The organism is Vibrio azureus (genome assembly GCF_002849855.1).
GTDB classification, from domain to species: Bacteria; Pseudomonadota; Gammaproteobacteria; order Enterobacterales; family Vibrionaceae; genus Vibrio; species Vibrio azureus.
Window position 1 is genome coordinate 1,275,893 of the sequence record NZ_CP018617.1, and the last position, 14,702, is coordinate 1,290,594.

General features: G+C 42.2%; 13 protein-coding genes and 2 pseudogenes. 7 read left to right on the plus strand and 8 right to left on the minus strand.

The window, feature by feature from the left end; translation table 11 throughout:
• The first annotated feature begins 9 nt into the window (after window positions 1-9).
• From BS333_RS19460 to BS333_RS19475, 4 genes are read left to right on the plus strand one after another with little or no spacing between them, the layout of a single operon-like run.
• Complete coding sequence (locus BS333_RS19460) at window positions 10-486, plus strand: DUF4381 domain-containing protein (protein WP_033004201.1); 477 nt, start codon at window positions 10-12, stop codon at window positions 484-486.
• The gene (locus BS333_RS19465; RefSeq protein WP_021710817.1) at window positions 479-1,483 is read left to right on the plus strand and encodes a vWA domain-containing protein; all 1,005 of its coding nucleotides are present in this window, start codon (window positions 479-481) and stop codon (window positions 1,481-1,483) included. The genes BS333_RS19460 and BS333_RS19465 overlap by 8 nt, the downstream gene beginning before the upstream one ends.
• Window positions 1,476-3,305: a vWA domain-containing protein gene (locus tag BS333_RS19470; RefSeq protein WP_021710818.1), complete on the plus strand. Its 1,830-nt coding sequence runs from the start codon at window positions 1,476-1,478 to the stop codon at window positions 3,303-3,305. Before BS333_RS19465 ends, BS333_RS19470 begins: the two co-directional genes overlap by 8 nt.
• 4 nt (window positions 3,306-3,309) lie before the next feature.
• Window positions 3,310-4,956, plus strand: coding sequence for a BatD family protein (locus BS333_RS19475; RefSeq protein WP_021710819.1), 1,647 nt, complete (start codon window positions 3,310-3,312; stop codon window positions 4,954-4,956).
• A gap of 317 nt (window positions 4,957-5,273) precedes the next feature.
• Here the strand turns inward: BS333_RS19475 and pstB are convergent, their stop codons facing one another.
• The 5 genes from pstB to BS333_RS19500 all read right to left on the minus strand — a co-directional run bounded on the left by pstB (window position 5,274) and on the right by BS333_RS19500 (window position 10,444).
• Window positions 5,274-6,023, minus strand: coding sequence for a phosphate ABC transporter ATP-binding protein PstB (gene pstB, locus BS333_RS19480; protein ID WP_021710820.1), 750 nt, complete (start codon window positions 6,021-6,023; stop codon window positions 5,274-5,276).
• A gap of 90 nt (window positions 6,024-6,113) precedes the next feature.
• The gene (gene pstA, locus BS333_RS19485) at window positions 6,114-6,977 is read right to left on the minus strand and encodes a phosphate ABC transporter permease PstA (protein WP_021710821.1); all 864 of its coding nucleotides are present in this window, start codon (window positions 6,975-6,977) and stop codon (window positions 6,114-6,116) included.
• Between the two features lie 24 nt (window positions 6,978-7,001).
• The gene (gene pstC, locus BS333_RS19490; RefSeq protein ID WP_021710822.1) at window positions 7,002-7,934 is read right to left on the minus strand and encodes a phosphate ABC transporter permease subunit PstC; all 933 of its coding nucleotides are present in this window, start codon (window positions 7,932-7,934) and stop codon (window positions 7,002-7,004) included.
• Window positions 7,935-8,031: 97 nt separating this feature from the next.
• Complete coding sequence (locus BS333_RS19495) at window positions 8,032-8,853, minus strand: phosphate ABC transporter substrate-binding protein (RefSeq protein ID WP_021710823.1); 822 nt, start codon at window positions 8,851-8,853, stop codon at window positions 8,032-8,034.
• 247 nt (window positions 8,854-9,100) lie between these two features.
• On the minus strand, window positions 9,101-10,444 hold the full coding sequence (locus BS333_RS19500) for a DEAD/DEAH box helicase (RefSeq protein WP_033004193.1): 1,344 nt from the start codon (window positions 10,442-10,444) through the stop codon (window positions 9,101-9,103).
• A gap of 504 nt (window positions 10,445-10,948) precedes the next feature.
• Here BS333_RS19500 and BS333_RS19505 point away from each other — a divergent pair.
• Window positions 10,949-11,194, plus strand: coding sequence for an Lpp/OprI family alanine-zipper lipoprotein (locus BS333_RS19505; protein ID WP_021710825.1), 246 nt, complete (start codon window positions 10,949-10,951; stop codon window positions 11,192-11,194).
• A gap of 333 nt (window positions 11,195-11,527) precedes the next feature.
• Here the strand turns inward: BS333_RS19505 and BS333_RS19510 are convergent, their stop codons facing one another.
• Window positions 11,528-12,280, minus strand: a complete 753-nt coding sequence (locus BS333_RS19510; RefSeq protein ID WP_021710826.1) for a hypothetical protein — start codon at window positions 12,278-12,280, stop codon at window positions 11,528-11,530.
• A gap of 797 nt (window positions 12,281-13,077) precedes the next feature.
• Complete coding sequence (locus BS333_RS19515) at window positions 13,078-13,629, minus strand: SUKH-3 domain-containing protein (protein ID WP_021710827.1); 552 nt, start codon at window positions 13,627-13,629, stop codon at window positions 13,078-13,080.
• A gap of 33 nt (window positions 13,630-13,662) precedes the next feature.
• Between BS333_RS19515 and BS333_RS22675 the strand changes: the two are divergent.
• Window positions 13,663-13,767, plus strand: a pseudogene (locus BS333_RS22675) (IS6 family transposase); the annotation flags it as partial.
• Between the two features lie 85 nt (window positions 13,768-13,852).
• Here BS333_RS22675 and BS333_RS19520 read toward each other — a convergent pair.
• On the minus strand, window positions 13,853-14,338 hold the full coding sequence (locus tag BS333_RS19520) for a MarR family winged helix-turn-helix transcriptional regulator (protein WP_021710828.1): 486 nt from the start codon (window positions 14,336-14,338) through the stop codon (window positions 13,853-13,855).
• A 132-nt stretch (window positions 14,339-14,470) separates the two neighbouring features.
• Here BS333_RS19520 and BS333_RS19525 point away from each other — a divergent pair.
• Window positions 14,471-14,693 (plus strand): annotated as a pseudogene (locus BS333_RS19525) (DDE-type integrase/transposase/recombinase); the annotation flags it as partial.
• Window positions 14,694-14,702: the final 9 nt, after the last annotated feature.

Genomic DNA, 14,702 nt, shown 5'->3' on the forward strand with positions numbered 1-14,702 from the left:
TAATTCATGATGACAACAAATAATCCAAGCTTAGATTTAGCCCCTATTATCGTGCCAGAGTCTGTAAACTGGTTTCCTCTCGCATGGGGTTGGTGGGTTGTAATCAGTGGTGTTGTGTTTCTTTTCATCATCATTTCACTGTTTATAAAATCACGAGCGAAACGGCTACAGGCCAAAAAAACAGCCTTGCGTCTACTGACTGATCCAGATGTTTCACATACACCTTCTTCTGCATTACAAGTGCTACGGCAAGTCACATTCAGTTACTTTCCTCGAGAAGAAGTGGCAGCATTAACAGGAAGCGCGTGGTATCAATTTTTGGATAGTCATAGCAAAGACTCTCGCTTCGTCGATAAACAACAACAATGGCAAGCTGCGTTGTATCAAAACTCTCAAACAGAGCAGGATCAAGAGTTAATTGATGACTGTATTTTTTGGGTTAAACACGCACTTCCAGTAAAGAAAAAGGCAAAAATTCGTGACTGAGAACACTCTGATACCGAGTCTTGCACAATGGGCTAATATCGAGTTTATCTGGTGGTGGGCAATCTTCTTATTGCCTTTACCGTGGCTGGTTTATTGGCTCATTCCTGCAGAAACTCAGCAAGCTGAAATCAAACTTGCTTATTTACCGAACGGACAAGATGGCCAAAAGCCAAAACAGCTTATCGCTAAAGGCTTATCTGCCTGTATCTGGATCTTACTTGTCGTGGCTTGCTCAAGGCCTGTTTGGTATGGTGACCCTATTGAATTTCAACCAAAATATCGAGACATGATGCTTGTCGTCGATTTGTCTGGCTCAATGCAACAGCAGGATATGAATCTAAATGGCGAGTATATCGACCGTTTAAGTGCTGTCAAAAATGTCTTGTCTGACTTTGTCGCTAAACGACAAGGCGATCGGCTCGGACTGGTTTTATTTGGTGATCATGCCTACCTTCAAACGCCCCTTACCGCTGATCGTAAAACGGTTATACAACAAATCAACCAAGCTGTTATTGGCTTAGTCGGTGAAAGAACAGCGATTGGTGATGGCATTGGCCTAGGAACCAAAACTTTTGTTGATGGTGATGCTCCTCAACGTGTCATGATTTTATTGAGTGATGGAAGTAATACCGCGGGCGTTTTAGACCCTGTGGAAGCGGCTGAAATCGCCAAGAAATACAACGCAACAATCTACACTGTCGGTGTTGGTGCGGGTGAAATGATGGTCAAAGAGTTTTTCATGACGCGTAAGGTCAATACCGCTGCCGATCTTGATGAGAAAACCCTGACTCAAATTGCGCAAATGACCGGAGGCCAATACTTCCGAGCTCGAGATACCCAAGAGCTAGAAAAGATTTATGACACCATCAATCAGCTAGAGCCCGTCTCAAGTGACACACAAACTTGGCGACCTCAATCAGAATGGTTCACATATCCACTATTTGCCGCCCTACTCCTATCTGTATTTTTATTTATTTTGAGGAGGAAACATGGCTGAGTTTACTTTTCTCTCGCCTTATTGGTTGTTAGGACTGATACTCATTCCTATTGTCATCGCGATAAATAGCCGCTATCAAGTCCAGCGATCCTCACTGATTGCCCCTCACCTAGCTAAAGCCTTGGGGCAAGCCGTTAAGAAAAAGCATTACTCTGCTATATGGGCGGGAGCATGGATGATCGCTTGCATCGCACTGTCTGGACCAAGCTGGCAGGAGAACGCGTTGCCTAGTTTTAAATTAGGTCAGAATCGAGTCTTAGTTTTGGATATGTCCCGTTCTATGTATGCGACCGATATCAAGCCAAACCGACTAACCCAGACTCGCTATAAAGCTCTTGACCTACTCCCCAAATGGAAGGAAGGCGCAACGGGGCTCGTTGCTTATGCTGGTGATGCCTATACTCTAAGTCCTCTAACAACCGATTCAAACACTCTGGCGGGCATTATCGAACATTTGTCTCCAGAATTAATGCCGTTTCAAGGTTCAAACCTAGCCTCTGCGATTAAAACCTCTCTGGAACAGTTGACTCAAGCCGGCGTTGATCAGGGTGACATTATTCTGTTGGCTGATGACTTAAGTACTCAAGAGCTCTCCGATTCACTCGCGCTACTTCAAGGTAAAAAAGTTCGAGTTTCTGTTCTTGCGGTTGGTACAGCAGATGGCGCTCCAATTGCCCTTCCAGATGGCTCTTTAATGAAAAATCGTCAAGGTAATACTGTAATTGCTAAAACCAACCTCAAAAATTTACAAAAGCTCGCCAGAGACACAGGTGGCTTATTTGTTCCTATTCAACATAACAATCGTGATGTTGAAAATATTGCGGCTTTTACAAATTCAGCCAATGACAGTATGACCACAACTAAAAATGAAGATATGCAGACTAACTCGCGTATCAATGATGGCTTTTGGTTACTGCCGATCCTACTGATACCAGCTGTTTTCTTGTTCCGTAAAGGAATGATATGGATGGTGTTTATCACGGTTATGCCCTTTACCATGTCACACAAAGCACAAGCCAACCCATTCTTAAATCAAGATCAGCAAGGTCAACAGTGGTATCAGCAAGGAGAGTTTGAGAAAGCTCAGCAAACCTTTACTGACCCAACTTGGCAAGGTGCCGCAAGCTACCAAGCAGGAGACTACCAAGCTGCCATTAATTCCTTCAAAAACAACACAACGCTTGAAGGGCGTTATAACTTAGCCAATGCATTAGCCCAAAATGCTCAGTTACAAGACGCGGCGGACCTGTACAAACAACTACTTAAAGAGAAACCTGATTTTGAATCGGCAAAAAAGAATCTCGCTATTGTCGAAGAAAAACTTAAGGAACAGCAACAGGACCAGCAACAACAACAGCAAGACCAGCAACAACAACAGCAGGACCAGCAACAACAGCAGCAGGACCAGCAACAACAGCAGCAGGACCAGCAACAACAACAGCAGGACCAGCAGCAACAACAGCAGGACCAGCAGCAACAACAGCAGGACCAGCAGCAACAACAGCAGGACCAGCAACAACAACAGCAGGACCAGCAGCAGCAAGCAGCAGAAAAAAGTGACACCCAAGAAGAAAAAGAAAAGCAGCAAAGCGGAGAGCAAGATAAATCGGACTCTAAGCAAGAAAATGCAGAGCAAAAAGCCGAGCTGGAGGGAGAGCCAGAGCAAGATCAACCAACAGACAAGCCTTATCTGGACGATCCTGAATTCCGCCGTTTAGAAGCCGTAGAAAACGCTCGTGATCCAAGCTTTTTAATTCGAGCTCAAATGCAGTTGCAAGCGCAACAAAAACAATCTCCACAAAAATCAAATAAGGAGTGGTAAGTCTATGTTCAAGCAAGGCGCAAAATTGGTCTTTGTTTTTGTGGCCAGCCTAATCGCTAACTGTTCAGCGATTGCTCAGACCCTTCAAGCAAGTGTCAATACAACACAAGTCGCTAAAAATGAAGTCATTAATCTGAGAATCATTGCCGATACTGAGCAAAGCTCAGACGCGATCAACTTTGATGTATTAGAAAAAGACTTTTTCTTAGGTCAACCTAGATATGGTCGTTCAAGTAACAGCATCAATGGCCAAAAAAGCGTCCGCACAGAATGGAGTATTTCTATCGCTCCAATCAGAGAAGGTGACGTCACCATACCAAGCTTTTCAATAGATGGAATGAAAACACGGCCCATCATGCTACGCGTTTCAGCAAATAAAGCGGAACCGGAATTGGATGATTTATTTCAATTTAATCTTAACTTAAGTAATAAAGTATTATACCCAAAACAGTCAGCAACATTGAAAATTCAACTTTTGATCAATGTTGATCCTCGTCGTCTTGATAATCCTGTTATCGTGCCACCTTCTGTCAATGGAATGCATATTGAGGCAGCCAGTGACATGAGACAAGGTAAGCGCATCATTGATGGACTTGAGGTCAATGTTGTAGAACAAGATTTTCAACTGACCGCCGAGCAACCAGGAACGTTTGAACTTAATGGACCGAGGTTAACGGGCTCTTATATTTACAGTGATCGACAAACTGGCTCAACCAAGATCATGCCGATCAACACAAAAGCTGAGCAAATTCCAATCACCGTTAAACAAATACCGAGCAGCTTCGAAGGTAATTGGCTTCCCGCTTCTGCTTTAGAAATGACGCAGACTTGGCAAGACGAGCAAGGTAATTATCTTTCTAACACTTCAGTAAATAACATCAAGCAAGGCTCATCGATAACTCGTACTATTCGCATTAGAGCAAGAGGGACGCAATCTGAGTACTTGCCAAGAGTGAATATCTCATATCCTGATTCTTTGAGAGTATATCCAGAGCAACCACAATTTGATACCGCACCTGATGGAACACTCACCATGGTAGTCAAACAAGTTTTAATCCCGACTAAAGCTGGTGAATTGGCGTTACCGGGTTATAACGTAAAATGGTGGAACAGCCAACGTGACCAAGCCAGACAAAGTAACCTCACAGGGCTAAAATTGAATGTGGAGAAGAGCGATAGTGGACTGCTCACGCTGCCTGACCTCAATCCTAACCTCCAAGCTGCCCCCACAGTCGCCACAAACACCAGCCAAATTGGAGTTGACCCCATCTGGCGAACTCTAACCATTATTTTTGCTCTTTTATGGTTGCTCTCCTCTGCCACGGCTTTTGCTTTATGGAAAAATAAAGGAGTGCGACCATCTCATAGTAAAAACAGTAAAAGTGATGGTTCGGCTCAGTCCCTAGAGCAAATCATCAAGCAAGGTGATTGTGCAAAAATAGAGCAAGCCGTTAATCAGCATCTTAAACATTATGTAAATCATGCTGAACCTGATGCTCTTGAAGCCATTAAAGAAGAGCTCAAAATGATGAACCAAGCGCATTTTGGAACCAATAAAGTGGACTGGACGTCAGACTCCTTGCTCAACAAGCTCAAAAAGTTGAGTAAGCCACAACAAAGTACATCGACCACTTCACTAGAAAAGCTCTAACTCGACAGTCCTAGAACAGCAAAATAGGATATTAAACACATGGCGGCAAATAACGCCGCCATGTGTTAGGGACAAGTAGGTTTATTCCTCTCATCCTATTTCGCTCAACCTATATCACCTGTGTAGTGACATCGCTCTGAATCAAGCATCTTGCAGTCACTTGGGTAGAATGACTGAAAAAAAGCCCCTCAGTTAGAGGGGCAAATATATACCATCGCTTATCGTTATTTTTATCCGTACACCGCACAAGCCCACTTTATGAAGCAAGCTCGCGTTGTAAAAATAATTCACAGCGTGAGTGATAACCTGACGCTTACTTAACCAAAATCACCATTAACATAACCTTGAGTACGGTCATCTTGTGGGTTGCTAAAAATAGTATTGGTATCATTATGCTCAACCAACTCCCCCATCAGAAAAAATGCCGTTCGGTCGGAGATACGACGTGCTTGCTGCATCGAGTGAGTCACAATAACGATGGTGTAATCTTTTTTTAACTCTTCCATCAACTCTTCAATTTTATGTGTGGCAATAGGGTCAAGAGCAGAAGTCGGCTCATCCATTAAGATCACATCGGGTTCCATCGCTATCGTACGAGCAATACACAAGCGTTGCTGCTGACCTCCTGATAGACCAAATGCATGCGATTTCAGGCGATCTTTGACTTCATCCCACAGAGCAGCACCACGCAATGAACGCTCAACGATTTCATCAATATGCTTTTTATCTTTGACGCCTTGTGCCCTTAAACCATAAGCCACATTCTCATAGATGCTCATAGGAAAAGGGTTTGGTTTTTGGAACACCATCCCGACTTTTATCCTTAAATCTGCAACATCGATATTGCCATAAATATCTTCACCATCCATCGTCAGCTTACCGGTAATTTTCACTCCCTCGATAAGATCGTTCATGCGATTTAAACAACGCAACAATGTCGATTTTCCGCACCCTGATGGACCAATAAGTGCCGTGACTTGACGGACGGGGATCGGCAAATTAATCGATTTTAACGCTTGGTTCTGACCATAGAATAAATTGAGGCCTTCAATATCAAACTTGTTCATTTTTCTAAATCTCACAATGTATTTTGTATCTTAACGTGCTGTTTTCTTTATTTATACCCAAGCATCTTGAGGTTACTTGGGTATAACTAGTTAGTAGTTTGCACGATTAAGACGTCGGGCAATCAGTTTCGTTAATGTATTGATAATGAGAACGACAACAATTAAAACCGTTGCTGTTCCATAGGCTTGATTCCATTCATCAATAGTAAATAGCTCAGTGGTCAACTTATATAAGTGAACAGTAAGGGTTCTCCCAGAATCTAATAGCGAATCAGGAATACGAGCAACCATACCAGCGGTTAAAAACACAGGCGCTGATTCTCCAATAACTCGACCAATACTCAGGATCACCGAGGTCAAAATGCCAGGGATAGCACTGGGTAAAATCAATCGCCAAATCGTATAAGTTTTTGATGCGCCAAGACCATACGAACCTTCACGGTACGTCTGTGGCACCGCCATTAACGCTTCTTCTGTTGTACGAATAATGACAGGAAGAATGAGGATACTTAATGTCAGCGCCCCTGATAAAATCGAGAATCCTAACCCCAATATGGCGACAAAGAATGTCATACCAAAAAGACCAAAGATAATAGAAGGTATGCCCGCAAGGGACTCCGTACAGAATCGGATCACCTTAACCAATCGACTACCGACTTTGGCGTATTCGGTTAAATAGATTGCTGTCATAATACCGATTGGTGCTGCTACGGAAATCGATGCGATGACCATGTAAATAGTCGATACAATCATCGGAAAGATACCGTGCTCATCACCAGTACGAGTATAGTTATCGGTAATGAACTTCCAATCTACGTGTTGTAAACCATTCGATAAGATGTACCACATAATCCAGAATAGAAAGCCGACAGTTAGGGCGGCTGAAGCCCACACCAAAGCGTGAAAAATTTTGTCTTTACGCTGGCGAGTTTGCTTTAATTTTACGCGATTCATATTTGCCTCTATTTTATTCAGCGTCTATTTCGCTTTTTCTCGGTTAAAGTAAAGAAGTAGCGCATTTAACGTCATAATAAACACTAAAAGGACCACACCGGTCGCGTAAAGCGCATTGGCATGCACACCGCTTGCATAAGACATTTCAATCGCAATATTTGCCGTCAATGTCCGAGCTGAATCCAAAATTCCTTCAGGCATCGCAGGTGCATTCCCCATCACCATAATAATGGCCATCGTTTCGCCTAATGCTCTGCCAATACCTAAGATCACCCCCGTCATAATGCCTGAACGAGCAGCAGGAACGAGTAATTTGAAAATTGTATATACCTTGGATGCTCCAAGCGCTAACGATCCTTCTTTGTAGGTTTTGGGCACTGCTCGAATCGACGTTTCAGAAACGGTAATCACCGTCGGCAGGATCATAATGCCTAAGACGATGATGCCAGCTAAAATCGTATTACCAGCAGGGACATCAAAGACATTTTGAATCAGTGGCACAATGATCACGAGGCCAAAAAAGCCATAAACAACCGAAGGAATCCCAGCAAGCAACTCAACCGCTGGACGTATGATATTCGCTAATCGCTTAGGGGCGATTTCTGCAATAAAGATAGCGGTTAACACCCCAATAGGCACGCCAACGATAACCGCTCCTGCCGTAGAAGCGACAGAAGCCACAATCATGGTTGCGACACCATACAAGGCAGGAGGTAACCAATGCTGCCCTAAAACGATGCCAGAGACGCCAGCCTCTTGGAAAGCAGGAATACTCTCTTTAATAATAAAATAAGCAATAATGGCTAGCGATAAAATACCGATGACAGCACTAGTCAAAAACAGGCCATGAAAAATGCGTTCTTTCCAATCAACTCGACGTTTAGTGCGCAAAGCGGATTTAGGACGAGAAATTGTCTCGGTGGTAATAAATTTTTTACTGTCTGTTGCGATGGTCATTTAAAAATCTCACGGTTCTCAGTGATGCCTTTGAACACAATCGATAAATAGGCTCAGCCCGAAGATGTAGGCTGAGCAAAGAGTCAATCAAACAAAATTAGTTAATGGCAATGTAGCCATTTTGCTCAACAAGCGCTTGAGCTTCTTTGGTTAGCATCCAATCTAAAAATTGTTGAGCTTGAGCAGAAGGTTGGCCATCTTTGTACAATACCAAGAACGGGCGAGCGACTTTGTAAGAGCCATTCTTAACATTATCAACCGATGCTTGAACGCCATCGATAGGCAGCGCTAGAACAGATTTATCTACGGTACCTAAAGAGATATAACCAATTGCGTATGGGTTAGAAGCAACCATGGTTTTCAATGCGCCATTACCATTCGCAACCTGGGCACGTTGTGAGATAGCAGAAACTTTCTTACCCGCTAATTTCATTTTTAGGGACATGATGTCTTCAAATGCACCACGAGTGCCTGAAGCAGTATCACGAGTGATGGTGACGATAGGTTTATCAGCCCCCCCCACCTCTTTCCAGTTGGTCACTTCCCCTTTATAAATAGCCGTTACTTGTTCAGCAGTAAGACCTGGCAGTTGGTTTTGAGGGTTTACCACAACAGCAATACCATCAAGGGCCACTTTCTCTTCTTTCAATGTGGGCTCTTGTTCAGAATCTTTGAGATTACGAGAAGACATACCTAAGTCAGCAGAACCATTTTTTGCGGCTTTAACACCAGCAGAAGAGCCTGGACCTTGTACTTCTATAAATACATCTGGATGAGTTTTCATATAGGTTTCAGAGAAAACTTCCATCAGTGGCGTAACACTACTTGAACCTACAGCAGAGATTGTTTCTTTGGCAGAAACAGAAGTTACAGCCATTAACCCTAGAAGTGCAAGAGCACCTGTTACTGTCTTTTTCATCACAATTTCCTTTAATGCGCTTATTGACGCCGTTGTATTTAACTGGACGATAGACACTTTAGGATTTGAGTGTGACATTTATGTTGCAGTTGTTTGAAACCTCTATGACATCTATAACCAAATCATCTTAAGGTGCTTGGGTATAGGCACACTGAATTGCAATATCGATTTGTTTTGAGGGATAAAAAAGTCCGAGCAAGCTCGGACTTAGTCGTATTCTTTGTTAATGGCTCAAGCCACATTGACTTTAATCGTCTGAACTTGGCTCAACAGGCTTCTTTTTAGGGATAAAGACATTATCACCCACTGCAACATTTTGATAAAAGCCTTTGTCACGTTTGACTGGCTTCTTCGATGTTTTCTTCGCCGGAGCTTTTGCTTTATTCGGCGCAGCTTTCTTACCACGGAAGTCTGGTTTACGCGGTTTTAATCCTTTGAACTTACCTTTAAGTCCTTCAAGTGTCGAAAAACTAAGGTCTTGCTGCAGATAAGCTTCTACACGTTTAAAGCTGTCCCAATCTTTAGGGCCCACCAATGAAATAGCATCGCCTTTATTACCCGCTCGTCCCGTTCTTCCGACTCGGTGAACATACTCCTCTGTATGCTTTGGCATATCAAAGTTGATGACATGAGTGACAGTCGAAATATCTAAACCACGAGACGCAACATCTGTCGTCACCAATATTTTAAACACGGCACGTTCAAATTGACTCATGATGGTATTGCGTTGAGTCTGATTTAAATTGCCACTCAGAGCAATAGCCTTGAGTTTCTTCTCATTTAGCTTGGCGGTTAGCCGATCTGTATCATCTCGGGTCGCCGTAAAGATGATCACTTGACGATACTCGGCGTCTTCAAGCACACGATCCAGAATCGCTTCTTTATGATCTAAGTGGTCACACAGATAAAATGTCTGAGTGATGTCTTTGTGCTCTTCATTAGAAACACCAATTGCAATACGCTTAGGATCATTGAGCATTTCAGAGGCAATATCGTTGACCTCAGCATGATCTAACGTTGCTGAGAACATCAAGGTTTGACGACGACGATGCTTAGCCGCTTTATGAATTCGACGCAGTTCCGGAGCAAAGCCTAAATCAAGCATACGATCCGCTTCATCAAGCACCAATGTTTCTAAGCCATCTAGGTACAGAGAGCGGTGCTCCAAATGGTCAGCCAAACGTCCTGGCGTTGCGACAATAAATTTAGGGTATCGACGCAATGCTTTCACTTGGTCATTAAAGTTTTCACCACCAAGAATTAATGCAGCCTCGTAAGATAGCCCCATGAGCATAGAACGCAATTCACCATATACTTGCTTCGCTAACTCTCGCGTTGGAGCAAGAATCACAGCCCTTGGATCTTTCGCAGTAAACGACTTGTTTTTGAGAGATTTATGAAGCATAGGCAATACAAAAGCCAAAGTCTTACCTGAACCCGTTTTAGAAGATGCCAGTAGATCCTTGCCTGCAATAGCAACGGGGATAGCCTGTTGCTGTATGTCAGTCGCTTTTTTAAAATCGTAATGTTTTAGGTTCTTCAACAATCGGTTGTCTAGGCCTAGATCTTTAAATTGCAAAGTATTCTCCAATCAATAGTCGGTGTCTGAGCGCTGTCCATATCATTTTTACTCTAGGGTCTGCTATTTTCCAGATAAACTTGAGTATCCGTAAGGTATCAAAACCTTCGGTAATGGTCATCAAGAGTGCTCAACAGACTCTAGCACAGCACAAAATAAAAGCGCGCTATGATAACGCAAACCCTAGGAGTATAGATAGAGATCACACAAACTAAATTGTATTAGAAGGCCGAATATTTACCATTTGGCGTTTACATTAACTACAATTGATACTAACTCGTTGATAGTAAAGATATAGAGACACACTACTTATAAGACTGTGTACCGTGAAAAAGTCATTAATTTATAAAAACATACTCAATTGATTCAACCCATGTATTGGGTTCTCTATGAAATACTTGGTTTTTTTTGACTTTTGCTACATCATATACTGATAGATTCATTCTATACTCGCTCTACTTATGTGAGGATTTTTCTCACGGTGTAGAACTTTCATTCAAAGCAAGGAGTTCATTTATGAACAAAACGTTGATTGCAGCTGCAGCTACTTCTGTTTTTCTTCTAGCAGGTTGTGCGTCTTCTGACGATGCTACAACATCTAAACTAAACGAGCTAAGCAACCAAGTTAGTGAGCTAAGCCAAAACGTTCAATCTCTTCAATCTGACGTACAAAAATCAGGTGCAGCAGCAATGGCAGCACAAGAAGAAGCTGAACGCGCTAACGATCGTATCGATAACATCGCTCAGTCTTACACTAAGTAAGACCGACCTTAAAATATAACCTTTATTTATCATTAGGTTATATTTTTATAAGGGTTTAAATGGCGGTGAAGTGGCGACGAAGTTTGATGTCGCCACTTTTGTTTTTACGGTTGTACGACCGCCTCAGAAGTTTAACGCAATATCTCTTTCAGCCTCAGCCAGCCCTAGCTTTAACAACGCTTACATTTCACGTCCGGCTAAACATGCCATAATTCCTTCCATTGACTTTCAACCTAGTTCTAGCCGAGAAAGTGAAAGGCAGTGAGCGGAACTCCGAGTTATTGGGGTAAAAAGAGAGCCCATTTTGATGGCCAAACTCTCTGTTATCGTTGATTAATCGTCGATACAGCTGCCTTCAAATGACCAAAACCAGTAGTTCTGATACGGGTCAGCACCCCAGCTATCTTGTATCGCAATAAAGCGGTTGCCCCAATACTTCACTGAAGAACCTTCAGAGTAGTAGTCGTAAGGTGACCACTCTTGAAGCGATTCGCACTGTTCTTGTAGCCCTGAGGTTTGATGAGCTTCCCATTGGTCCATAATCTCACCTGATTTAGCATCTACGAGCGTGATAAAATGAGAATGGTGTAGATTGTTCATTTTCACTGCATCGATTTTGTAGATAAGGTACGCGATATTCTGTTCATCAAGCCAGATCATAAGTTCAGCGTGAGCATCATTCTCTGAAGGCGCATTAGATGTAAAATCATGATGAATACCAGTTGCGATTTCAATCGCTTGGTTGACACTGATCATTGGTATTGTCGAGTTCAAATCGTTTTCTATCCCAACGACTACATTGCCGTCTATCGATTGAACAAAACCTGTCGCGGAGAGCTCTACTACAACAGATTGGCCATACACAGGAACGCCGTAATGCAACTGCTGTTTACGAACTAACGTTTTTTGGCCAATATCCACTTGATTCATGTTTTGATAACTCAGCTCAGTACTTATTGAGGTATAGTGTGATTCACCAGCGATATTGAGTGCTCTAGAGAGATCAGTTTGAGTGTATTCCACAACTTGAGCTGCCTGTGAAACGAACGCGAAAGGGACAAGCGATAATAAAATGACGTTTCGCATAATTAACCTTTTACTATGTTTATGTATGTTCTTGTTTACTTTTGCTGGTCTCATCCCCGCCCACACTTTCAATCAGCGCAAAGGTAAAACATTTGAAAAAAGTTTAATCTCGTCTGTTACGACTGCAAATAGTCACCTTACAGAACAGAGTAAACTTTCTGCCTTGTGGCCTCTTTCATAATTTGCTTACCCTACTGGCGCAACAACAATCGAATCGTTAAAAACTCATGTAGACTCCAAAACCAGCTGCTATCGCCTCTTACGCCATATATCTCCACCGTCATTAGGCGAGGTTTACAGCGACATGGCTAAAATAGCGTAGATGGTTTTCTGGCACTTGTTACTAAAACAGCCAAATGAGTAAACAATTACACCTAATGAATCACAGCCCTAACTCACTTCATGTTTGAGCAGCCTATGAAAATACAGATGGTGGTGGAGGGGATTACCCGGTACTCCAGCCCAAAGATTTATATTCCTCAAACGTCAGCTTGCAAAGCTTAAGTAGGTTTTGTGCAATGAAAGATTGAAGATCTAAGACTAGGTAAGTAAGCAGCACAACCTAGGTTACGTTGTAACTTGGGTTGAGCTCACTTTGCTTAATCATGCCTGAAAGAGGGCCGCTCAACGACTTTACTTAACATAATGTTATTAATGCGTACCGACAGTGTTATAACAAAGCGAAAATGTCCTGTGTAGGCTGTGACGATCTCTGGAAACATTATTAACCAGAGAATAAAAATGAGGTGCTCATAAGAACACCTCAGATATAACTTTACTTGTTGCAACAGACCGATTTAGAGTGGAATAAGACCTAATTCGATGTCATACAACCAGGGGGCCGGTGTTTGCCAATTAAAATAAGTGAGCCTTTGCGAGGGTGTTAGTTTGCTTTCAGCACCTTCTGGATAGTTGACACAACAACAAGGTTCAGGCTTGTCGATCCCGATCATATCCCTCTCCTCGAAAACTATCGCTTCGATAAACTCATCTAAATTTGAGCCTAAAAAGTATAGCTCTCCCTCTAAGTAATAAAAATCACCATTTTTATCTATATATAAGTAACCTGCAAATTCAGAGTGTTCGCCAATTGGGTAAAAATCTACAGGAAACTTAAAGTCTTCTATAGCTTCAACAACATATTCTTTTGCAAGATCAAAATCCTTACTCGTTAGAAGTAAAGGTCTCTTATAACCATCGTCATCAATTAAAGTGAGACCATATATGTTTCTTAGAATGCTTTTGACATTGTCATTGATTGAATACGTTGAATATTCTTCAGGTAATTCAACCATACGCTCACTACTCCAGCCCATGGAGGTTAAATACTCTTCAGTTCTTTTTTTCATTATCTATTACTTCATTTTTTACACCGTCAAATGGGTCAGTTTGATTTTTGGTTACGTAATGATGAGCCGAAACTGAGGGTACAGGAGAGCTCCGCCTTCCTTAATGAACTCTTCAATATCTTTGGAATTTACGCATGAAAAGAGGTGCTCAGTTAGGCACCTCAGACACATCTTTAATTTTTGCAACAAGCCCGCTTAAACAATAGATATTATGGGTTAGTAATTAAGATTCATTAGCCAGTAGCCAAGCTCGGAGCAGTTGGGATAGTTGTTCACACTGTTCATTTGACAGAGGTTCAAGCATCTTTTTTTCATTAACTAAGTGATCCTCTAGAGCTTTATTAACATGGATGGAGCCCTCTGGGGTAAGAACAACACGACAGCTTCTTCTATCTTCTGAGTTAGCAATACGTTCAATAAACCCTCTTTGTACAAGTTTTTCAATACGTGTGCTCATAGCACCAGAAGATAACATTAATGTTTGATAGAGCTCAGTTGGTGTCATGGGTTCATTGAAGCGCCGAAGTGTAGTTAAGATGTCAAACTCCACTGAACTTAATGAATGTTTTTTAAATGTAGCATTGATTTTACTATCAAACATTCTACTCATTCGGCTGAGTCGGCCAACTACTGCCATCGGTGAACAATCCAAATCTGGTCTTTGATGATGCCACTGCACCAACAAACGGTCGACATGGTCATATTGCATTTTTACTCCTCATTTGTTTTTACAAAAAGAAACTTGAAAAAAGCTTCTTGGGATGCGGCCTTGCCAAACTATCTTGTTTGAAAGATACCTTTCTAAAAGCATGCTTGATTCTATCATCTATATGAGTGTGTGCGGTGGTATGGCCCTATCCTACATAAGAAGTTACGCCGTTATCAATTCACCCGGACAACTTGATGAAACTTACGTCAGGGTGGAAGGCAAATGGCATTACCTCTATCGAGCCATCAATAAACGCGGGGAAACGGTGGATTTTTTCTTCTCTCACAAGCGTAATAAAGAGGCCGCTTATCAATTTCTCAAATGCTGCTTACGTCGCTACAAAGCCCTCAATGAACTCTTCAAT

What these genes read in the sequence shown, in the direction of transcription:
- BS333_RS19510 (WP_021710826.1), bottom strand. Translation starts at nt 12,280, where the DNA reads ATGCGAAACGTCATTTTATTATCGCTTGTCCCTTTCGCGTTCGTTTCA.
- pstC (WP_021710822.1), bottom strand. Translation starts at nt 7,934, where the DNA reads ATGACCATCGCAACAGACAGTAAAAAATTTATTACCACCGAGACAATT.
- BS333_RS19520 (WP_021710828.1), bottom strand. Translation starts at nt 14,338, where the DNA reads ATGCAATATGACCATGTCGACCGTTTGTTGGTGCAGTGGCATCATCAA.
- pstA (WP_021710821.1), bottom strand. Translation starts at nt 6,977, where the DNA reads ATGAATCGCGTAAAATTAAAGCAAACTCGCCAGCGTAAAGACAAAATT.
- BS333_RS19475 (WP_021710819.1), top strand. Translation starts at nt 3,310, where the DNA reads ATGTTCAAGCAAGGCGCAAAATTGGTCTTTGTTTTTGTGGCCAGCCTA.
- BS333_RS19515 (WP_021710827.1), bottom strand. Translation starts at nt 13,629, where the DNA reads ATGAAAAAAAGAACTGAAGAGTATTTAACCTCCATGGGCTGGAGTAGT.
- BS333_RS19505 (WP_021710825.1), top strand. Translation starts at nt 10,949, where the DNA reads ATGAACAAAACGTTGATTGCAGCTGCAGCTACTTCTGTTTTTCTTCTA.
- pstB (WP_021710820.1), bottom strand. Translation starts at nt 6,023, where the DNA reads ATGAACAAGTTTGATATTGAAGGCCTCAATTTATTCTATGGTCAGAAC.
- BS333_RS19460 (WP_033004201.1), top strand. Translation starts at nt 10, where the DNA reads ATGACAACAAATAATCCAAGCTTAGATTTAGCCCCTATTATCGTGCCA.
- BS333_RS19495 (WP_021710823.1), bottom strand. Translation starts at nt 8,853, where the DNA reads ATGAAAAAGACAGTAACAGGTGCTCTTGCACTTCTAGGGTTAATGGCT.
- BS333_RS19470 (WP_021710818.1), top strand. Translation starts at nt 1,476, where the DNA reads ATGGCTGAGTTTACTTTTCTCTCGCCTTATTGGTTGTTAGGACTGATA.